The sequence below is a fragment of the Microcoleus sp. MON2_D5 genome (assembly GCF_036701905.1).
Taxonomy (GTDB): domain Bacteria; phylum Cyanobacteriota; class Cyanobacteriia; order Cyanobacteriales; family Microcoleaceae; genus Microcoleus.
Genome location: NZ_JAUBRM010000102.1, coordinates 1 through 19,114 on the forward strand (window position 1 = coordinate 1; position 19,114 = coordinate 19,114).

Below are 19,114 nucleotides of genomic sequence, written 5' to 3' on the forward strand. Positions count from 1 at the left end.
CCGCTTTTATCAACAAGGTATGCGGGCTGCAACCCTTATCCAGTCTATTTCATAGACCTCTTTGTCACCCTCCCAGAGGGGCAGGTTGAGTTAGGATCTACGCGATCGCAGCCAGTTTACCCCTTTCACGCACCCGCCCTCCCCACACTAGGATTTATACCTTACTTAGGCCTTAAATTCGCGCTGCTAAACTCAGAAGCCACAATCATCGACCCAATCCCCGCATCTGTAAATATTTCTTGCAGCAAAGCATGAGGAATTCTACCGTCAATAATGTGAGCACCATTCACACCCTGGGCCAAACTCCGCACACAACAATTAACTTTCGGAATCATCCCCCCAGACACAACTCCCGACTCAACCAACTGTCTCGCTTCCTGAATATCTAACTTAGCAATCAGACTCTCTGGCTTGTGATAATCCTCCAAAATTCCCGCCGTATCAGTCATCAAAATCAACTTTTCCGCTCCCAAACCAGCCGCAATTTCTCCAGCCACCGTGTCAGCATTAATGTTGTAAGATTGACCTTTTTCATCCGCCGCCACGCTCGACACCACCGGAATATATCCGCTGTTCACCAAAGACTCCAAAATCTGGATTTTCACGCCGCTGACTTCACCCACAAACCCAATTCCTTCCCGGCCATCTGGACGAGCTTGAATCAGATTGGCATCCTTGCCACACAATCCCACTGCTTTGCCGCCAGCTTGGTTGATTAACGAAACAATTTCCTTATTTACTTTCCCCACCAAAACCATTTCCACAACTTCCATTGTCGCCGCATCAGTCACCCGCAAACCATCCTTAAATTGTGGCTCAATTCCTAATTTTTCCAGCCAAATATTAATTTCCGGGCCGCCGCCGTGAACCACAACCGGACGCATCCCCACGCAAGCTAGCAGCACAATATCCCGAACCACTTTGTCTTTGAGATTGCTATCTTTCATCGCCGCACCGCCATATTTGACCACTATGGTGCGACCGGCAAAGTGTTGAATGTAAGGCAGTGCTTCGGACAGCACCTCTACTCGATTAGTGTCCGAATTCCTAACAAAATCGCTTTGTTTGAGCATGGGTAAATTACAAAAGACTAAAAACTTAATTCTAAACTTTAATGGCTAAAGCACATATCAACAGCCACAAAAATCACTTTTTCCCTGAATTTTATCGACGCGCAGGCTTGCTCGATCGCCTTTATTGAACCCCATTCTCAAAAATCTAATAGGTTTTTTTAATAAAATCATTAAAATTTATGTATTATAACTTATACATTTTTTGCTAAAGTCAAGAAATGTATAGCTCCCTTGATTTACTTAACGTTTTATGTTAAATGCTGTCGCCCAAGACTCCGAAAACCTTCAGTACAAGCTACCATCAGAGACTGACTCATCCCCCCGGATGACGGTATTTTGCGATTTAGACGGGCCCATAGTCGATGTGTCCGATCGCTACTATGCCACATATCAACAAGGATTAGCCGATACTCAAGCAGCTTATCTCGATCGGGGAATCAACCTCAACCTTCAACTACTCAGCAAACAGCAGTTTTGGCAAATGAAACAAAACCGAGTGCCCGATGCTGAAATAGCCAAAAGTTCCGGCTTGTCGGGAGAAGAAATTCACGTTTTTCTCGGATGCGTGAGTCGGATTGTCAATCAGCCAGACTTGTTGCACTTAGATCGCATCCAGCCGGGAGTGCAATGGGCGATCGGACTTCTGCACTCCCGCGGCGTGCGGCTGATTTTAGTCACCCTGCGGCCGAGAAATCAAGCCGTTCAACTGTTACAAAATTACGGTTTAGCCAGACTGTTTACCAGCATTCGCGGAACTCAGATGGCGGATGCCGCCTATCACAACTATACAGCCTTAAAAACTGAATTGTTGGCTGAAGTTGCAGAAGAATTTGAGTCATCGCTGGGTTCGGCTTGGATGATCGGAGATACAGAAGCAGACATCCTCGCAGGAAAAGCATTGGGAATACCTACAATTGCCGTTACCTGCGGAATTCGCAGCCGCTATCAACTCCAAAAGCACCAGCCTAATTTCATTCTCAGCAACTTGATTATTGCCGTTAATCACTTATTAGGTTCCGGCCAACAAGTAATAGTAGAATGACTACAGTTAACAGTAATTAGTTAACAGTTAACTGTTGACTGTTAACTGTTGACTAAGGACTAAGGACTAATGACTAAGGACTAATGACTGATGACTAATGGCTGACTAAGGCTTTTCTACATTCCTGGTCATTTCCCACAAGCGATTGAGCGGAAAATAAATCACCGGAGCCCAAAGACTGCTAAGAATAGCAGAACACAAAGCCACTCGCTGGTGATAGCTCCAAATTTCCAGTAAAGCCCGATCGCCCATAGTAAAAAATTGCAGCCCCATCACCGTTTCCGCTACCACCGCCATCCCAAACACAATTAGCGCCATCGGGATCGGATCTCTCTCAACAATATCTACCGGAATCGACCAGGTTTTTTGCAAAACAACTGTTAAGACTCCTACAACAACTAGACTGACAGCATGGGTGGGATGAGGAGCCGTCATCGCATCTTGAAGAAACCCCAAAACCAAGCCCATGCTAGCAGCTCCCCAAACTGTACGTTTCCGCTTAATACTCCAAGCTACCAACCAAATTAACAGCCAGTTCGGTCCAATTCCCAGCAATTCCATTCCCGGCATCCGAGTCGGCAATATCAGTATGCACAGCATCACAGATAGAAATGTAACTGCGAAGTTGAGAAATTGGCGCAATCGCGAAGACATCCGAGATAAAGCTTTCATTGTTGCTGTGCTCCCTCAGATGCTGCTGAAGATTGACTCGGCGAATCCTGTGGTTCGGCTTGCTTAGAGTGGGGGTAAACCACCGCCCACTCCAGAGCATTCATTGGTGCAGAGAACTCAACAACAGCTTCTGGAGCCGGAGTTTTATTCATATCCACCGAAACCACTTTTCCCACCGGCAAACCAGGAGGGAACAACTGACTGTAAGAAGAAGTTGAAACCACATCCCCAGGCTTGACATTGGGAACATTCTCAAAAAACTCCATCACAGCCTTATTTCCGCCTTTCCCGCGCATAAAACCCATGTGGCGACTGCGGGTAATTCCCACACCCAATTGACTCGTAGCGTCGCTGACTAACAGCACCAAGCTAGTATTAGGAGTAACGCTGACAACCCGGCCTACCAAACCGCCAGGGCCCATCACAGTAAAATCTGTTTTGATGCCATCGTTACTGCCGCGCCCCAAGGTTACTTGCTGCCACCAGTGGTCCGCGCTGCGACCGACAATAGGAGCTACAATTCCTTGAGGTTTCTTACCCGAAACGTAACCTAAAAGCTCTTTTAGCTTCTGATTTTGATTTTCTAATTCTAATAGCTGCGCTTGCAATTCTTGAGTGCGCGCCGAGATGAGTTCCTCTTGCCCAGAGCCGTTGGCGTGAAACGGACGAGTCACCCAATTGTAAACTTCAAATACTGCCGCACCTTGTGTTTGCCGAACTCCCCAAGCGGCAGTTACAGCTAAACCTAGAAGAGCAATTTGCAGCCGCAGATCCCACCACTTTCGGAATGTATTTTTTAGCATAATTTCACTAATCTAAAATTGTTAAGTCAGGATTTTAGATTTGAGATTGCAGCCGTATTTCTAAATCCACAATCCCAAATTTGTTAACTACATATTACGCGACGACTGCCCGCTGAAAACCCGTTCCAACTGTTTGTTTTCCAATACCCTACCAGTTCCCAAAACCACGCAGCACAGCGGATCGGCTGCCACGTGAGTGACAATTCCTGTTTCGTGACTGATCAGAGTATCTAAACCTTTCATCAGCGCGCCACCACCAGCCAGCATAATTCCCCTGTCAATAATATCTGCTGCTAATTCCGGGGGGGTGCGTTCCAAAGTACGCTTGACAGCTTCCACAATTACTGAAAGCGGTTCCGACATACTTTCGCGAATTTCTGGGCCTTTGATAGTAACAGTTCGCGGCAAACCAGACAGTAAGTGCAAGCCCCGCACTTCCATCATTACGTCGTCATCCTCTGGAGTTGGATATGCAGAACCAACCTGAATTTTAATTTCTTCAGCAGTGCGTTCGCCGATGACCAAATTGTGAACTTTTTTCATGTATTGGACGATCGCCTCATTGAGTTCGTCGCCGGCTACCCGCACAGACTCACTGATCACCGTCCCTTGCAAACTCAAAACCGCAACTTCCGTCGTACCTCCGCCTATATCTATAATCATATTGCCAGTCGCCTCAGCCACAGGCAGTCCAGCCCCGATCGCCGCAGCGATGGGTTCATCAATTAACCGTACTTCTCTAGCACCGGCCTGAGTCGCCGCCTCAATGACAGCACGCCTCTCTACTCCGGTGACACCGCTGGGGATGCCAATAATTATCCGCGGCGAAACTAAGCTTCGGCCTTCGTGAACCCTGCGGATAAAAGTTTTGAGCATCAGTTCCGCCGTATCGAAGTCTGCAATTACCCCGTCGCGAAGCGGGCGCAGTGCTATGACATTCCCTGGCGTGCGCCCGAGCATTTTTTTGGCTTCTTCTCCAACAGCCAGCGGTATTTTTAAGTCTTGGTCGATCGCCACTACAGAAGGTTCCTGCAGAACAATACCTTTGCCCGATACATAAACGAGCGTGTTAGCAGTACCGAGGTCGATACCCATATCTCTAGATAACGAAAATCGATTGAGAAGACCCACTGATTCGTACCCCCCCCAAAAACTAAAATACTATTGTGTGCAATAATGTTGTTACAAAAGTGTAACCGAGGTGGATTCTATTACGTTTTTCATCCTGAGTCTAGTCAGAAATGTACATTGTCGAGCTCAGGTTGAGCGCAGACTTGCCAATCATCCACCATCAATATGTTCTCCTAACTGGGTGTACAATCAGGATGAAGCCTCACAAGCGTTGTTCCAAGTTCAGTTTGGAGGCTAATGCGCGTGTGGACTGTTTAACTACATCACCGATCGACCACATTCCCAAAAAAGTTTATGAGTCTTAATGTTGTGACTTTAGTAGGCCGCGTCGGCGGCGACCCGGACGTTAAGTATTTTGAGTCGGGTACAGTTAAGTGTAGTTTGACGCTGGCAGTGAATCGCAGAACCAAGAACAGCGATCAACCAGACTGGTTCAATCTGGAAATCTGGGGCAAAACAGCGCAGATTGCGGCTGACTACGTTCGCAAAGGCTCTCTAATTGGCGTAACAGGCTCTTTGAAGTTCGATCGCTGGCAAGACCGCAATACCGGTTCAAATCGCTCGAAGCCGGTAATTAAAGTAGACCATTTAGATTTGCTGGGTTCCAAACGCGACAACGAGTCGGGTATGTCGCAACACAACAGCGAATTCTAGCGTTTGGGGAATTTGGGAATTAATATTTGTGAATTGGGTGGGTGCTCGTGACTCCAGAAAAGTTAGAAATTGTTCAAACTGAGTACCAAGCTGGGCAAGTAGCTTTTGAGAGTGGCCGGTATGCTCAAGCTGTGCAGAGTTTAGAAACAGCTACCGGTTTAGTCGATCGAAATTCCCGGTTGGGCGGTGAGGTGCAGATGTGGTTAGTGACAGCCTACGAAGCCTCTGGCAATACAGAAAGGGCGATCGAGCTTTGCCGTGCGCTCACCCGCCATCCCCGCCAAGAAACTCGCCAGCAAGCAAAGCGCTTGCTGTTCATTCTCGAAGCTCCCAAACTCACTATCCCTCCTGAATGGATGGTGAAAATCCCTGATTTGGCAGCTTTAGATGAAAATCAATCAATCAGTTTTCAAGCTAATCCAAACGCTGATATCAAGTACGCTAAACCCAAGCCTGTCGTACCAGAGCCTGTAGATTTGAGTCAGGTTAATACGAAAGATAATAGGTTTATCTGGGTGGCGTTAATTGCGATCGGGCTAATTTTAGGCGGATTATTTATTAGTTATTAATCATTTTTTCATTCGCACCAACTCTATCTCTAGGGTGCGCCTCGGCGCACCTCACCCCTACTGAGAGAAGTTAAGCAATGCCTTTTAGCAATTATAAAAGTATCAGCGCGGTCGCCAAAGAATTCCAAATTAATTACCGACGGGATAATTTCATTGTCGAAACAGAATTTGCAGTCAGCGAGGTTTTTCGGAATGAATTAGAATTGATTTTTAATGACGGAGTATTTGACAACTCGGAAATCGCCATTTGTGAAAATATAATTTATCCTGTATTAAAAGAAGTTTGGAAAAATTATCGCAGTAATTTTCTCCTCTGGAGTCACCAAACCTTAGTCTATAATGAGAATCTGTCAGGAATTCCAGATTATATATTGGCGAAGCGCTCCCCCCTCGGCACAGTAGTTTTTGACAAGCCCTATTTCATATTAGTTGAAGCCAAGAAAGAGAGCGCATTTGATGAAGAATGGGGACAGTGTTGGGCAGAAATGATCGCCGTGCAGCGACTTAACAATGAACCAGAACAAACTATCTTTGGTATTGTTTCTAATGGGGCAATTTGGCAGTTTGGCAAGCTCACATTAGAAATGTTTACTCAAAATAAATTTTTCTATACAATTCAGGACTTAGAGCGACTGTTTGCAGCCGTTAACTATGTTTTTAAACAGTGTGAATTACAATTATAGGAGAAGGAAGAAGTAAGGAACGACACTGATTTTGACACGGATACACGGATTAATTATCGAGCATGAGGCAGGAGTCAGATGTTGAATAGCGATAATTGCTAAAATAAAAAAAAGACAAAACCAGAAAGGCGATTATTGTGAGCGATTCAACCGTAGACCAGATTTTGAAATTGGCCTCTCAGCGCGCCGATGCGGCTGAGGTATACTACCTGTCGAGTCAAGACACCCCCATCGAATTTGAAAACAATCGCCTCAAATCCCTACAAACCAAAGCACTGCAAGGCGTAGCACTCCGGCTGATTTACCAAGGCAAAATCGGTTTTGCTAGTTCTACAGATTTAACGCGGATAGACGATTTAGTAGATGCAGCGATTCAAACAGCCGAAATCGGCGACCCCGCAGAATTTGAACTCGCCTCCAACTTCCACCTAAAAGGCCCGGAAACCACCTACACTCCCCCCACAACTCAAGAATTAGTCGAAAACGGCAAAAACCTGATCGAACAAGTTCACGCCTACAATCCCGATATTATGGTAGATGTCGGCTTTCACGTCCGCAGCGGCAAAGTGAAAATTGCCACCACGCAAGACCTGTATGCCGAAAGAAGCAGCCAAATAGTCAGCGGCTCGATCGCGGGAAATTTGGTCAAGGGAGAAGACTTTATGCAAGCATACAGTTACGACGTTGCGCGCGATCGTCCCCTGGACACCAACACCATCCTCGAATCACTCCTCGAAAAATACCGCCTCGCCGAACATTCAGCCACCATCACCAGCGGTTCCTACCCAGTATTATTTACCCCCAGAGCCGCCGCTAGCACCCTCGGCGGCCTCTTTGATACCATCCTTTCAGGTCAAGCAGTAGTTCAAAAAGCCTCTCCCCTAGCGGACAAAATCGGCGAAACCTTATTTGACGAACGCTTTACCTTTTTTGAAGACCCCACTTTAGGCCCTTCTGCTTGTCCCTTTGACGACGAAGGTACACCCACCACCCGCAAAATCTTGATAGACAAAGGTACTGTCACCGGATTTTATTGGGATCGCAGGTGGGCAGCTCGCGCCGGTGTACAATCAACCGGCAACGGTTTTCGTGGCGGATTGTCTCGCCCAGGCCCTGATTTGACTAACTTTTGCATTTCCCCCGGAAATACCGCCACTCAAGACTTGATTGCTAGCATGGACGAAGGTCTAATAGTAGAGCAGGTTTTAGGTGCCGGTCAGTCCAATCAGTTAGCTGGCGAATTTTCTGTCAATTTGGACTTAGGCTATAAAGTAGAAAAAGGCAAAATTGTGGGTCGCGTCAAGAATACAATGGTGGCAGGCAGCATTTTTGAAGCGTTTAAAAATTTGGCAGATTTGAGTAGCGAAGCCGAATGGGTAGGCGGTGCAGCCTATTTGCCGAGTATGCTGTTTCAACAGTTGGGTGTAGCTTCGAGGCAATAAGTTCAGTGCGGTTAATTCCAGGTGACGCTGATACTGTTGCTAGAAAAATCTTAGCACTCACATCAAAAAAACCCGGTTTCGGCCACAAAGCATCTGTGAAACTGCCCTTCGCTAGCCCATAAACCGCGTTTATGGTATGCGGTTCGCAAGTCCAGACGTGGAAATAAAAACACATAAATACTGCCGCAAATTCAACGCTTTGCTAATTCATGCAAATAGGGAAAAACAGGGAAAAAGGTACAATGAAAGAGCAAAATGTCAAGGATGGAACTCGGAAGAAGAAAAAGCACTTTTTCTTTCTTTTACCTTTGGTTTTTTGCCTTTTAACTCTAGTGACTGGATGCGTTCAGTACGATGTCGGGGTTAACTTTGAGAGTCAAACTCGTGGCGAAATCGTGCAGCACATTAAACTGGGGGAAAGGTTGACGAGCTTCAGCAGCGAAACTGTTGCAGAATGGTTGAAAAGCGTAGAAAGCCGGGTGAGGTTGCTGGACGGAAAAACTAAACGGCTTTCCCCCACAGAAGTTCTAGTGAGGATTCCTTTCAATAATGGAGCCGAGTTGCAAGACAAGTTCAACCAATTTTACAATCCCATCGCACCAACCACAAAATATCGGACCGCAAGTCCGCTAGAAACAGATTTGCCGAAGTTTGAATCTCACCTTAGTGTCAAGCAGAATAATTTGTTATTGGTGCTGCGAAATCGGTTGAGTTTGGAATTGGATTTGCGCTCTCTTTCACTGCTTTCTTCTAATGGCAGTCTGCTGCTGAGTCCGGGGGGACTTTTGGAGCTAGACTTTAGCTTGAACACCCCTTGGGGCGCAAAAAGTATTGAAACTGTCGCCGGTGCGCTGGTTCCCGAAACCTATCAGCAAGGAAAACAGTTAGTTTGGAAGCTCAAACCCGGAGAAGTTAACTATTTGGAGGCGATATTCTGGATTCCCAGTCCCGTAGGAATTGGGGCGCTGATTATTGCCTTATTTGTGGCTGCGGGCATTGCTTTGAAATATCAAATATTGCCAGCACTCTTAATCGCCAAGAAACCCCAAAACATCGGTCAAACCTAAAGAGGATATGTCCTGCTGGGGCGGGTTAACCAATCTCTTCAATCAACTCTCACAGTTCCAATAAACCCGCCCCTCCCCGGATATTATGGTTAATTGACCAGATTTGAGCTTATCAAAAAAACTAGGAGTATCTGCCAAAAACCAGTTGACAAATGGTCAAGTATTTGCTTAACCTGAATTGAGAATTAGGAACAGAGAAAATGCGAGCGCTAAATTTCTTCTTCATCTTTCTGATTTGCTTGGCTCTAGTATTTTTCAGTATCGAAAATACACAGCCAGTCGCGATTCAAGTTATCCAAGGCGTCCAAGTTAAAGCTCCGCTGTGCGTAGAACTAATTGTAGCGACCGGATTAGGGGCAACACTAGCGTGGCTGTTCAGTCTGTGGTCGAGAATGCAGCGAACCCTCGCGTCGCGCCAACAGCTCCGCCAAGTTCGCGAAAAAGAGCAGCGGATTCAGGAATTAGAACAAAATCTTGAACGCTATAAAGCAGAAGTAGAAGCCAAACAACCTTTGTTAGAAAGTGCAGAACCGATAAGTTTAGAAATAGCAGCCATTGAGGGCACAACTGCTGAAATAACCGCCAATTAACTTGATATGCTCTCTCGTTTTCTCAGAGGGAAAATCTAAAATCTAAAATCTAAAATCTAAAATTGAATGGCCGTTTCCCGAGACCAAGATGGCTTAGAAACGATTTCCGAGGGGATCGCAATTTTAATTGACCTAGCCGAACGGGGAGAAATTGATCCTTGGGACGTTAAGGTAATTGAAGTGTTCGATCGATGTCTGAGCAAGCTTACGAACGCCTGCGATGCGGATCAGAGTAAGGATTTCTCCGATTTGTCCCACTCCGGCCAAGCGTTTTTGTACGCTTCAATGCTGGTGTTGCTCAAAGCAGAAAGTATCGTCCTCTCCGAACCCCCCCCTAATCCCGACTCGGCCGAGGAGGCGACGCTAGAAGACGCAGAGCACTCAGGCGGGCGACACTTGCCGCAGCATTTAGAGCGGCAATTGCGCCGTCGCGGTGTAGCTCAACTACCGCAAAAGCGCCCGGTGACTCTCCCAGAACTGATTGAGCAGTTGCAGCTAATGAAAGCAGCAATGGAGCAGACTGTTACCCCCAGGCGTCGCCCTACCTCAAAAATGCGATCGCAAGCGGCCCAGGCTATCTTTGAGCTAGCTCACCAAGAAAATCTCGTAGAAACTGCTAGTGAACTCGAACGGTTTCTGGCTCAGCGGGGCCCGGAAATTGACGAGGGTTGGCTGGACTTGGACACATTGCTAGAGCTCTGGCACCATAACGATTTGCACTCTCCTGTCAACCCAGAACCCCCGGTATCGACTGAGGAAGTTCACTTGCCAAATCATGACCGCGTGGGTATTTTTTGGGCCTTGTTGCTGCTATCGGCTCAGTCTAAAGTAGAGTTGCTTCAAGAGGAGTTTTACCAAGACCTCAAAATCCGCGCGCTTTGAGCTTGCACGGTATTAGGTTCTCGGGGGAAACTAATAACTATGCCACTGCGTCGGTTAAGATTCCAGACAGAATCTCGCTCTATGGCATTCTGTTGCTGAGTCCCGAATGCCGAGAGCGGGAGTGTGAAGTTCTTGCTGATTCCCGATACCTGGTTTCTTAAATCCAGGTAAATTCGGAATAAATGATTGATAGCCTGGTACGATGTCGCCTATAAACAGGTCAGGATTTTGCTGTGCTCGATCGATTCAACGATCGCAACCGCTAGCATCTAATTGTTGAGTTTATATCAATTAACAGAGGGTTGAGGAAGTTAATAATGAAAGCGATGATTCTGGCGGCCGGTAAAGGCACTCGCGTCCGTCCCATTACTCAGACAATACCCAAACCGATGATTCCCATCCTGCAAAAGCCAGTGATGGAGTTTTTGGTCGAATTGCTCCGCCAGCACGGATTTGACCAAATTATGGTCAATGTTTCCCACCTGGCAGACGTGATTGAAAACTACTTCCGCGACGGTCAAAAGTTTGGGGTACAAATTGCCTATTCTTTTGAAGGGCGGATTGAGGATGGAGAAATGATTGGAGAGGCTCTCGGTTCGGCTGGTGGCATGAAACGAATTCAGGACTTCTCGCCGTTTTTTGACGATACTTTTGTGGTGCTGTGCGGCGACGCTTTGATTGACTTGGACTTGACTGCTGCTGTGAAGTGGCACCGCGAAAAAGGGGCGATCGCTACTATTGTTATGAAATCGGTTCCCCGCGAGGAGGTTCCCAGTTACGGAGTGGTGGTAACAGACGAGTCTGGCAAAATAAAAGCTTTCCAAGAAAAACCTTCTGTAGAGGAAGCTCTGAGTACCGACATTAACACTGGTATTTATATTTTTGAACCGGAAATATTCGATTACATCCCCTCGGGCGAGGAATACGATATCGGTTCGCAGTTATTCCCCGCGCTAGTAGCAGCAGGCGCGCCTTTTTACGGGATTAGCATGGACTTTGAGTGGGTGGATATCGGCAAAGTTCCTGACTATTGGCGGGCAATTCAGAGCGTGCTCCTGGGACAAGTTAAAAATGTTTCGATTCCGGGAATTGAAGTACGCCCCGGCATTTACGCTGGTTTGAATGTAGCTGTTGACTGGGATAAGGTTGATATTACTGGGCCTGTTTACATTGGCGGGATGACGATCATTGAGGATGGAGCAACAATTATCGGCCCGACAATGATCGGCCCAAATTGTTGGCTTTGCAGTGGCGCCACTGTGGAAAACAGCGTGATTTTTGAGTATTCCCGTTTGGGCCCGGAGGTGCGGTTGGTTGACAAACTGGTGTTCGGGCGCTACTGCGTTGATAAAACCGGGGCTGCGATCGATTTGCAAGCGGCGGCTCTCGATTGGCTGATTACTGACGCTCGCCAAGTTTTACCGACTCAAGACGGAGAGGAGCGGCGGGCGATCGCAGAAATTCTCCGTCCTGAATAATTGGTAATTGCTCAAGGTAAGGTGCGCTAGGCGCACCCTACTTTTACATTGATGATCTCAGCTTTTAATTCTGGTAATGTGCTTAGGTTCCACCCTACATTTTAAGACTGAAGATAAGTATATTGGCTGAGACTCCGCTCGTAATTTTGCAGCAAAAGTTGGGCCTCGGAAAGAGTAATTTTATTTTGCTGCAAAGCTGCTTCTGTCTGACGGCGGATGCTTTCAACCAAATTTTCTGAATCGTACTGTACGTAGCTGAGGACTTCTTTCATAGTGTCTCCTTTCACAACGTGTTCGATATGATAGCCAGAAGGTGTTAGCTGAATGTGAACTGCATTAGCATCGCCGAATAAGTTGTGAAGGTTGCCCATAATTTCTTGATAAGCACCTCCCAAAAATAGCGCCAAATAGTAAGGTTCTCCAGGTTTGAGAGTATGCAGTTCCAAAACCGACTTCACATCTCGCAAATCAATAAATTGGTCGATTTTGCCGTCGCTGTCGCAGGTGATATCGGCTAAAATACCGCGCTGAGTTGGTTCTTCTTCGAGTCGGTTAATTGGCATAATAGGGAACAATTGGTTAATTGCCCAACTGTCTGGTACTGACTGGAAAACAGATAAGTTGATGTAATAAATGGACGCCATCACCTTTTCTAGGTCTTCCAAATCCTCCGATACATATTGTTTTTGCCGCGCGATCGCCTGTATTTTATCGCAGCAAGCCCAGTACAACTGTTCGGTTTTCGCCCGTTCCGCCATTCCCAAATAGCCTAAGTTAAATAAACTGACTGCTTCTTCCTTGAATTGGATAGCATCGTGATAAACTTCTTGGTAATTTTCGGGACTGATAGATTGGTAAATTTCGTAGAGATTGCGCGGAATTTGGTGCGCGTTTTCATCTACTGGTTCTGGTACTTCTCTGGGGACATCGCTAGTACCGAGTACGTCAAAAACTAACACTGATTGGTGAGAAGCGATCGCCCGCCCGCTTTCGCTAATGATAATTGGAACCGGGATTTTGCGCTCGTCGCAGGCATCTTTCACTCCCGCTACTACGTCGTTAGCGTAGTTTTGCATATTGTAGTTTTTGGAAGCGTGGAAGTTTGTTTTAGACCCGTCGTAGTCAACGCCGAGTCCACCGCCTACGTCCAAGTAGTTCATATTAGCTCCCAACTTAGCTAATTCTACATAAATGTGGCTGGCTTCTCGAATGGCATCTTTGATGACACTAATTGAGGAAATTTGAGAGCCGATGTGGAAGTGCAATAACTGCAAACAATCGAGCATTCCAGCTTTTTCTAGTTCGCCGACTGCACGGATAATTTCAGGAATTGTCAAGCCAAATTTTGCCCGATCGCCCGTGGAACCTCCCCAGCGGCCAACGCCTTTGGTAGTGAGTTTTGCTCGCACTCCCAAAATCGGTTTAATTCCTAATGCTTTGCTCGCGACAATTGCGAGTTCTACTTCCTCTATTTGCTCCAGTACAATTACGGAAGTTTGCCCTAGCCGCTGCGCCAAAATAGCAGTTTCGATGTATTCGCGGTCTTTGTAACCATTACAAATTAACAAAGCGCCTGGGTTTTTTAAGGTCGCCAAAGCTATCATTAATTCCGGTTTGGAGCCGGCTTCGAGCCCGAAGTGATGGGGTTGACCGAAACGCACCAAATCTTCAATTAATTGTCGGTGCTGGTTGCATTTAACTGGAAAGACACCGCGATAGACATTTTTGTAATTGTACCGAGCGATCGCTCTGGCAAAACACGAATTTAAGCGCTCGATCCGGTCTTCCAAAATATCAGAAAATCGAATCAGCAGGGGCAAAGCCAAATTTCGCTGTTTCAGGGATTCTACCAGTTCGCACAAGTCGAGGGAACCGCCGCGATCGCCCTTGGGAGAAACTGTAACGTGACCGGCTGCATTGATCGAAAAATACGGTTCGCCCCAACCTTGAATGCGGTAGAGTTTCTCACTATCTTCTATTGTCCAAGATTTTTGTGGCAGTTGAGCCGCCGTTACCAAAGCACTGTCTGGTGCGGCCAAACTCGTGACTGTTGGCGAGTGAGTCGATAGGGGATCGAGATCGGAGAAAGCAGCGGTGGCTGGGGAACTCATCTTATCGGAAACCTCTTTGAGGAGTGGTCAAATAGATAGTTTATCGCACATATCGGGTTTCCTGATGCAGTAGAAAAATCACTTTGGGTACACGGCCCGGCGATTTTAGATTTTAGATTTTAGATTTTAGATTTTTAGATTAAAGATTTTAGAATTGACTCCACAGATGGATGAAAATCGGGGATTGAACTAAAATCTCAACCGTGATTGCTCTCCAGGACTCATTTCTTCAAGCAAGTATCCGTATGTAGGTGAACTCGGAAACCGGGTTTGCGAGTTCACCTGCGCCAAGAGAGTTGTCGGACGATCGCTCGCCCGACACACACTAACCAAAAATCACCTCCGGCGGCGCCATGTCAGCCCCCATCATCAATGCCCCGTTGCTAGACTTCTTCAAGCCCGGTTGAGGTGCTTTTTCTGGGGTCTTCTGAGCCGGTGCAACTGAGGCTGGCGGTGTCACCTGCGTTGGAGGTACTGCCTGTGCTCCTGGCACCACGGGTTGCTGCGACAGCCAACCCAAACCCCCTACAGCCCCAGCCATCAAAGCGGTGTAGCCGATGTACAAATGCACCGGACGCATTTGAAAGCCTTCGCTTGAGTCGGAATCAGAAACAGACACATTCATACTGGGAATTGGACTCGGAGCGGGTTTGGGCAAAGCATTCGCCATAGCGCTGCCGTCTAGTCCCAAGGCGTCGCCGAGTCTGCGGATAAAACCTCTAACGTAAATATCTTGGGGCAGTTTGTCGATTTCCCCATTTTCGATCGATTCGATGTGATGCAGCGGCACGAGAGTTTGACTGTGGAGTTGCTGCAGGGATAGGGAGCGAATTTGCCGTCCCTTACGCAATTCTCTACCCAACTCCCGCAGGCACTCTTGTCGCTGTTGAACGGCTAAAGCTGCTTCTTCTTCCTTGGTGAGTTTTTTCGGCTTCTTGGGAAAACCGAACCCTGGGAAGGATTTTCCGGGGACGGTGACAGTTGCAGGTGGAGCCGACTCGACTTTAATGTCGTCTTGGGCCGCCTGTTTGCTGTCTTCGGAAGTGTTAGTGTCTCGATCGGAATTTTCTGTGTCGGACTCGATTTGGGGGGGGGCTTCCACACTAGCGCTGCGCCAATAGAAGACAGGAACAGCTACTGGTGGCTCCAATTCTTTAATTTCTGTCACCGTCTCAATGGCGGGACTTAAAGCAGTAAAACTCTCTTGGGCTACTTGCGGTTCAATTTTGTTTTGTTTGGGAAATCGGTCAAATGCGAGCTTGACGGCTTCTCTGCTAACTGCTCTAATTAAAATTTCGGCAGCGGAAGCTGCTTCGCCCAACATTGTTTGCAAGCTAGCTAGAGCGTGGCTATAGGTGTCGCTACACAGGAGTTCAGCTTCTATTTGACCCAGGACAGAACGAAAACTTTCTTGAGAAATTTCAATAGTTGGGTGATCTGTCACCCCAAAATAAGCCTCTGGTTTCAGTGCCATGATATTCATTTTGTCTTCGTAGAAGGTATCTGAGTACGTTCTTCGACACGTTGGCAGTGATTCCGGATGTCGGTTGGGGGAGAGTGGGAGAGTGAGGGAGAGTGAGATAGTGAGGGAGTGGGAGAGTGGGAGAGGTGCAATTCCCACTTATTGATTGTCTATTGCTTGTGGATGCGATCGAGCAAAAAAAGAGCCCCGAAAATCCCGACAAAATGGGCAACAGTGGCGTGAGTATTGGCGAGTACCACAAATATATCTAGCGGCTGAATAAATCGGCCTACATCAACTGCGGCACCGAACAAGGCTTGCGGCTGAGCTAGAGATTTGGCTAAAAGCGTGCCGCTGATGGCTTCTGCGCCGATCAGCGTCAGCACCATTCCCGATAAGTTGCTCCAAAGTGCCAGCCGCACTTCTTTGATGGTGTCTGCTTTTTTGGGACGGACAGCGTTAGCGGGCGATCGCAGTTGTCTCGACAAGCGGGTGAAGCGGAAAGAGCGATATACGCTGTAAGCGAGTACGGCTAGCCCGCAAATGGCAAAAAATACGCCCCCGCCGGTGCCGGCACTGTTTGAACCCGCAGCGGCGGTAGCCCTGGGGATGGCGAAGGGGATGGCAAAGAGCAAAATGATCGCCGCTACCACCCCTAGCACTAACTGTACCCAGAAGCAAACCCAGCCTGTTGTACGAAGCGCAAAGGCAACTCGCTGTACGGCGACAGGAAGCTTATCGTTATCTAACTGATTAGTCATATTTTGAGCGGGTATAATTAATTGGCATTAGTTGGCGGCAGTTTTTTCTCTTCGGGGACGGTTGACGGCGGTTAACCCTCTTTATAATAGAAGTAGCAATGTTTAAGATTTGTAACTAACATTGGATTTCACATTTGAATAGCGTCGATCGCCAGGTACCCACAGCAATGACACAACTACAACCCACCGTCACTCCCAAACTGGAACAGCCAAAGTTTGGCTTCAACAGCTACGCGGAACGCCTTAACGGTCGAGCCGCGATGATCGGTTTTTCTCTAACTTTAATTATCGAGTATGTCACAGGCCAGGGCTTGCTGTCCTGGTTAGGTCTCAACTAATTTTAGCAATGGCGCGGTCAGCCTTACACTTTGTCTTGACTCGAACGGCAGCGGGTGTGACTTCTGCTGACCGCGACAAATTCGGGAATTGATTAAAATATTAATTACAAACAAGCCGAGCGACTTCTCTGTCGAGAGAGATCTGTTCCCGAATGCAATAGCTGGCTTTTGGAGGTGTATATGGGGTGGAATTTTGATTTGACTAGCTTGGCAATTTTGCCTCGCTCCCGTACAATTCCCCACAGGCGAGAAGATTAATTGAGGTGAAGCTAGTCTTTGAGCTAGAAATCCCGATCGTTCCGCCAACTCTAAGTTTTAGAGCTTGTAAATAAATATAGAACAGAGTAAAACCAAATGAATGCTTCGTGGACGCGACTTTTGAGGTCAGCTTACCGTAGAGAACCAATTACCAGCTTTGTTGTGACAGTGGGCGTTGTCGATGCAGCCATCGGCAGCATCGGTGCGAGTGGCTCTTTATTGGCTTTTGGGCTTGGCACCGCTGGGGTGGCGATGGCTCTCCGCTGGTGGCAATTTTACCGCTCTGCAGCCGAACAAACCGCACCTGCTCCCGAATACTATCTTCCTCCTCAGTCTTCTAGACCTCAGTTGCCCGTGCTTAACGTGTCTAAAAAAAATCCTCCTTATTAAGATTAGCGGGCAATGGTGACTGGGCGATGTGCCGATCGACTCCCTGGATCTGAGGCACTAAAAGATAGGGCAAGAAAGTCTTTCGATCTTGGATGCTTGGTGTATGAATATTTCTGTTGCCGAGAAACTGTACAAAATTGGCTCTGTAGCTGCCTGTAGTGGTTTGTCGGTGAAAACTGTTCGTTACTATGAGGAGATGGGCTTGCTGTCTCCTGCGGTAAAGCGATCGCCCGCTGGTTATCGCTTGTTTGGCGAAACGGTATTTAACAGGTTGGCGTTTATTAAACGATCTCAGACTCTGGGTTTGAGCCTTCAGGAGATTAAGGATATTTTACAAGTTCGCGATCGGGGAGAGTTGCCTTGCTCTGAAGCGAAGCAGCATCTCACGGCTAAGGTAGAGGAAATTTCCGTGCAAATTGCAGCCTTAGAAACTTTGAAGAGGGAGTTGCAAGGCATTCTCAACTGCTGGCAAGAGCAACCCTCCCAGGCGAGCATTACTCGCACGATTTGTCCGAACATTCAGCGGGATTGAGCAGGGGAAAGATACAAAAAAAGAAGGGAAGGAATTATCGGTTTCCTTCCCTTGATGGTTTTGTTGGTGGTTTTTTTGGTAGTTTTGTCGATCGTGTTGAGCTTTTAACTGTTTTCGCAGAGTTTGCTGTTGCTTTTTGAGTTGCCGAGCCCTGGCTGAGCCGCCTTTACCTTTGGAGTTTCTACCCTCGCTGCGAGGAGACTCCCAACTTTTTAGTCTCATGTTTTTAATTGTATGCACTACTTATATACTACACCGCTAGATTTTCACTGTCAAGTATTTTTTAGAGCGATGTTTTCTAGTATCAACTTTTGACTGATGGGGATTTGCTACAGACATAGCGATGGTGCGCCCATTGCCTGCGGCTGGTTACACCTACGCGCTTTTTGACAATTTGGGACGTAAGGGCGATCGCATGATTTAATTAATCATACTGGTATGCTCAGTAATTAATTAATGAGTGGAATTAATCGCCAAATCACCCTTGACAGCAGGCACATTGCTAAACACTTGCCAGACACGCCACAAATGAGAAGACTGCTTAATAAAGGACGTGCTGCTCATATTTTTAACGATGAGGCTACTATGAATCAGGTAGCTCAAGCCATAATAGAAGATGGAGAATTTACAGGTACGATTCGGGGCTACGATCGTTATGGTATGTTTTTTGTTGAATCAATTGGTTATAGAGTTGACCCGGATGGTAGCCGTCTTTTACTTTATTACGAAGAGATAAAAGTTGATGCAGAAAACCGATACCACGTTACGCCTCGAAGCCGACCTAGTGAAGAATAACTGGGAGTTTACAGAGGTATGGATCGATCCAAATCTTTCACCGCCTTATCTGCTTTTATTACTAAGTGATGCTGAGGGAAATTGTCGGATATACGATCCGGCTGAGGGTTATAAAGTTGTGTTTTCTAGTCAGAGTTATGATGAGGCGCAGTATTGGCTTTTAGAGGATGAGTATGAACCCGTAGAAGGGCGGCTGAGAGTGTCGGAGTTAGTTTGAATGATGCAAGTTGAAGGGGCGATCGCACTTTTTGACAAGTTGGGATGTAAGGGCGATCGCTCTTTTTCAGATTCAAGTATTGGGATTATATCATGTCCGGTCGATTGACCGCGATACGGTCGACAGTTAATTAACATTAATGCTCGACAAATCACAGAGCTAAT

At 47.0% G+C, this 19,114-nt stretch carries 21 protein-coding genes; 14 read left to right on the forward strand and 7 right to left on the reverse strand.

Features of this window, described 5'->3' with window-relative positions; all coding sequences use genetic code 11:
• Positions 1-161 precede the first annotated feature (161 nt).
• Complete coding sequence (argB, locus tag QUA47_RS26255) at positions 162-1,073, reverse strand: acetylglutamate kinase (RefSeq protein WP_190663671.1); 912 nt, start codon at positions 1,071-1,073, stop codon at positions 162-164.
• A 250-nt stretch (positions 1,074-1,323) separates the two neighbouring features.
• On the opposite strand from argB, the gene QUA47_RS26260 reads away from it, so the two are divergent.
• Complete coding sequence (locus QUA47_RS26260) at positions 1,324-2,115, forward strand: HAD family hydrolase (RefSeq protein ID WP_333432923.1); 792 nt, start codon at positions 1,324-1,326, stop codon at positions 2,113-2,115.
• A gap of 105 nt (positions 2,116-2,220) precedes the next feature.
• Here the strand turns inward: QUA47_RS26260 and mreD are convergent, their stop codons facing one another.
• The 3 genes from mreD to QUA47_RS26275 all read right to left on the reverse strand — a co-directional run bounded on the left by mreD (position 2,221) and on the right by QUA47_RS26275 (position 4,685).
• Complete coding sequence (gene mreD, locus QUA47_RS26265) at positions 2,221-2,787, reverse strand: rod shape-determining protein MreD (protein ID WP_333282945.1); 567 nt, start codon at positions 2,785-2,787, stop codon at positions 2,221-2,223.
• A complete protein-coding gene (gene mreC / locus QUA47_RS26270; protein ID WP_333282948.1) occupies positions 2,784-3,590 on the reverse strand; it encodes a rod shape-determining protein MreC in 807 nt (268 codons plus the stop codon). The genes mreD and mreC overlap by 4 nt, the downstream gene beginning before the upstream one ends.
• A gap of 87 nt (positions 3,591-3,677) precedes the next feature.
• Positions 3,678-4,685, reverse strand: coding sequence for a rod shape-determining protein (locus QUA47_RS26275; protein ID WP_006632285.1), 1,008 nt, complete (start codon positions 4,683-4,685; stop codon positions 3,678-3,680).
• Between the two features lie 330 nt (positions 4,686-5,015).
• Between QUA47_RS26275 and QUA47_RS26280 the strand changes: the two genes are divergently transcribed.
• From QUA47_RS26280 to QUA47_RS26315, 8 genes are all read left to right on the forward strand, one after another.
• Positions 5,016-5,375, forward strand: coding sequence for a single-stranded DNA-binding protein (locus QUA47_RS26280; protein ID WP_190663675.1), 360 nt, complete (start codon positions 5,016-5,018; stop codon positions 5,373-5,375).
• Between the two features lie 47 nt (positions 5,376-5,422).
• Entirely contained in the window at positions 5,423-5,944 is a 522-nt protein-coding gene (locus QUA47_RS26285) for a tetratricopeptide repeat protein (protein WP_190663676.1), read from the forward strand.
• Between the two features lie 77 nt (positions 5,945-6,021).
• A complete protein-coding gene (locus QUA47_RS26290) occupies positions 6,022-6,627 on the forward strand; it encodes a hypothetical protein (RefSeq protein WP_333432924.1) in 606 nt (201 codons plus the stop codon).
• A gap of 137 nt (positions 6,628-6,764) precedes the next feature.
• Complete coding sequence (locus tag QUA47_RS26295; RefSeq protein WP_333432925.1) at positions 6,765-8,069, forward strand: TldD/PmbA family protein; 1,305 nt, start codon at positions 6,765-6,767, stop codon at positions 8,067-8,069.
• A gap of 242 nt (positions 8,070-8,311) precedes the next feature.
• Positions 8,312-9,136, forward strand: a complete 825-nt coding sequence (locus tag QUA47_RS26300; RefSeq protein WP_333432926.1) for a DUF3153 domain-containing protein — start codon at positions 8,312-8,314, stop codon at positions 9,134-9,136.
• Between the two features lie 200 nt (positions 9,137-9,336).
• A complete protein-coding gene (locus QUA47_RS26305; RefSeq protein WP_333218580.1) occupies positions 9,337-9,726 on the forward strand; it encodes a LapA family protein in 390 nt (129 codons plus the stop codon).
• A gap of 66 nt (positions 9,727-9,792) precedes the next feature.
• Positions 9,793-10,608: a segregation/condensation protein A gene (locus QUA47_RS26310; RefSeq protein WP_333432927.1), complete on the forward strand. Its 816-nt coding sequence runs from the start codon at positions 9,793-9,795 to the stop codon at positions 10,606-10,608.
• 317 nt (positions 10,609-10,925) lie between these two features.
• Positions 10,926-12,086, forward strand: a complete 1,161-nt coding sequence (locus tag QUA47_RS26315) for an NDP-sugar synthase (RefSeq protein ID WP_333432928.1) — start codon at positions 10,926-10,928, stop codon at positions 12,084-12,086.
• Between the two features lie 101 nt (positions 12,087-12,187).
• Here QUA47_RS26315 and speA read toward each other — a convergent pair whose 3' ends face one another.
• From speA to QUA47_RS26330, 3 genes are all read right to left on the reverse strand, one after another.
• Positions 12,188-14,197 (reverse strand): biosynthetic arginine decarboxylase, encoded by a 2,010-nt coding sequence (gene speA, locus QUA47_RS26320; protein WP_333282965.1) that lies wholly within the window; start codon positions 14,195-14,197, stop codon positions 12,188-12,190.
• Between the two features lie 325 nt (positions 14,198-14,522).
• Complete coding sequence (locus QUA47_RS26325; protein WP_333432929.1) at positions 14,523-15,680, reverse strand: helix-turn-helix domain-containing protein; 1,158 nt, start codon at positions 15,678-15,680, stop codon at positions 14,523-14,525.
• A gap of 149 nt (positions 15,681-15,829) precedes the next feature.
• On the reverse strand, positions 15,830-16,420 hold the full coding sequence (locus QUA47_RS26330) for a DUF3611 family protein (RefSeq protein ID WP_333432930.1): 591 nt from the start codon (positions 16,418-16,420) through the stop codon (positions 15,830-15,832).
• 167 nt (positions 16,421-16,587) lie between these two features.
• On the opposite strand from QUA47_RS26330, the gene QUA47_RS26335 reads away from it, so the two are divergent.
• The 5 genes from QUA47_RS26335 to QUA47_RS26355 all read left to right on the forward strand — a co-directional run bounded on the left by QUA47_RS26335 (position 16,588) and on the right by QUA47_RS26355 (position 18,950).
• A complete protein-coding gene (locus tag QUA47_RS26335; RefSeq protein WP_172186391.1) occupies positions 16,588-16,758 on the forward strand; it encodes a hypothetical protein in 171 nt (56 codons plus the stop codon).
• Positions 16,759-17,112: 354 nt separating this feature from the next.
• Complete coding sequence (locus tag QUA47_RS26340) at positions 17,113-17,406, forward strand: hypothetical protein (protein WP_333432931.1); 294 nt, start codon at positions 17,113-17,115, stop codon at positions 17,404-17,406.
• Positions 17,407-17,509: 103 nt separating this feature from the next.
• The gene (locus QUA47_RS26345; protein WP_006632299.1) at positions 17,510-17,938 is read left to right on the forward strand and encodes a heavy metal-responsive transcriptional regulator; all 429 of its coding nucleotides are present in this window, start codon (positions 17,510-17,512) and stop codon (positions 17,936-17,938) included.
• Between the two features lie 456 nt (positions 17,939-18,394).
• Positions 18,395-18,733, forward strand: a complete 339-nt coding sequence (locus tag QUA47_RS26350; RefSeq protein WP_333432932.1) for a DUF6972 family protein — start codon at positions 18,395-18,397, stop codon at positions 18,731-18,733.
• Complete coding sequence (locus QUA47_RS26355) at positions 18,723-18,950, forward strand: hypothetical protein (protein WP_445242018.1); 228 nt, start codon at positions 18,723-18,725, stop codon at positions 18,948-18,950. Before QUA47_RS26350 ends, QUA47_RS26355 begins: the two co-directional genes overlap by 11 nt.
• Positions 18,951-19,114: the final 164 nt, after the last annotated feature.

Coding starts and splice junctions, on each gene's coding strand:
- QUA47_RS26330 (WP_333432930.1), bottom strand. CDS start 16,420: ATGACTAATCAGTTAGATAACGATAAGCTTCCTGTCGCCGTACAGCGA.
- QUA47_RS26275 (WP_006632285.1), bottom strand. CDS start 4,685: ATGGGTATCGACCTCGGTACTGCTAACACGCTCGTTTATGTATCGGGC.
- QUA47_RS26310 (WP_333432927.1), top strand. CDS start 9,793: ATGGCCGTTTCCCGAGACCAAGATGGCTTAGAAACGATTTCCGAGGGG.
- argB (WP_190663671.1), bottom strand. CDS start 1,073: ATGCTCAAACAAAGCGATTTTGTTAGGAATTCGGACACTAATCGAGTA.
- QUA47_RS26350 (WP_333432932.1), top strand. CDS start 18,395: ATGAGTGGAATTAATCGCCAAATCACCCTTGACAGCAGGCACATTGCT.
- QUA47_RS26290 (WP_333432924.1), top strand. CDS start 6,022: ATGCCTTTTAGCAATTATAAAAGTATCAGCGCGGTCGCCAAAGAATTC.
- QUA47_RS26325 (WP_333432929.1), bottom strand. CDS start 15,680: ATGAATATCATGGCACTGAAACCAGAGGCTTATTTTGGGGTGACAGAT.
- mreC (WP_333282948.1), bottom strand. CDS start 3,590: ATGCTAAAAAATACATTCCGAAAGTGGTGGGATCTGCGGCTGCAAATT.
- QUA47_RS26300 (WP_333432926.1), top strand. CDS start 8,312: ATGAAAGAGCAAAATGTCAAGGATGGAACTCGGAAGAAGAAAAAGCAC.
- QUA47_RS26305 (WP_333218580.1), top strand. CDS start 9,337: ATGCGAGCGCTAAATTTCTTCTTCATCTTTCTGATTTGCTTGGCTCTA.
- QUA47_RS26340 (WP_333432931.1), top strand. CDS start 17,113: ATGAATGCTTCGTGGACGCGACTTTTGAGGTCAGCTTACCGTAGAGAA.
- QUA47_RS26315 (WP_333432928.1), top strand. CDS start 10,926: ATGAAAGCGATGATTCTGGCGGCCGGTAAAGGCACTCGCGTCCGTCCC.
- QUA47_RS26280 (WP_190663675.1), top strand. CDS start 5,016: ATGAGTCTTAATGTTGTGACTTTAGTAGGCCGCGTCGGCGGCGACCCG.
- QUA47_RS26260 (WP_333432923.1), top strand. CDS start 1,324: ATGTTAAATGCTGTCGCCCAAGACTCCGAAAACCTTCAGTACAAGCTA.
- QUA47_RS26335 (WP_172186391.1), top strand. CDS start 16,588: ATGACACAACTACAACCCACCGTCACTCCCAAACTGGAACAGCCAAAG.
- mreD (WP_333282945.1), bottom strand. CDS start 2,787: ATGAAAGCTTTATCTCGGATGTCTTCGCGATTGCGCCAATTTCTCAAC.
- QUA47_RS26345 (WP_006632299.1), top strand. CDS start 17,510: ATGAATATTTCTGTTGCCGAGAAACTGTACAAAATTGGCTCTGTAGCT.
- speA (WP_333282965.1), bottom strand. CDS start 14,197: ATGAGTTCCCCAGCCACCGCTGCTTTCTCCGATCTCGATCCCCTATCG.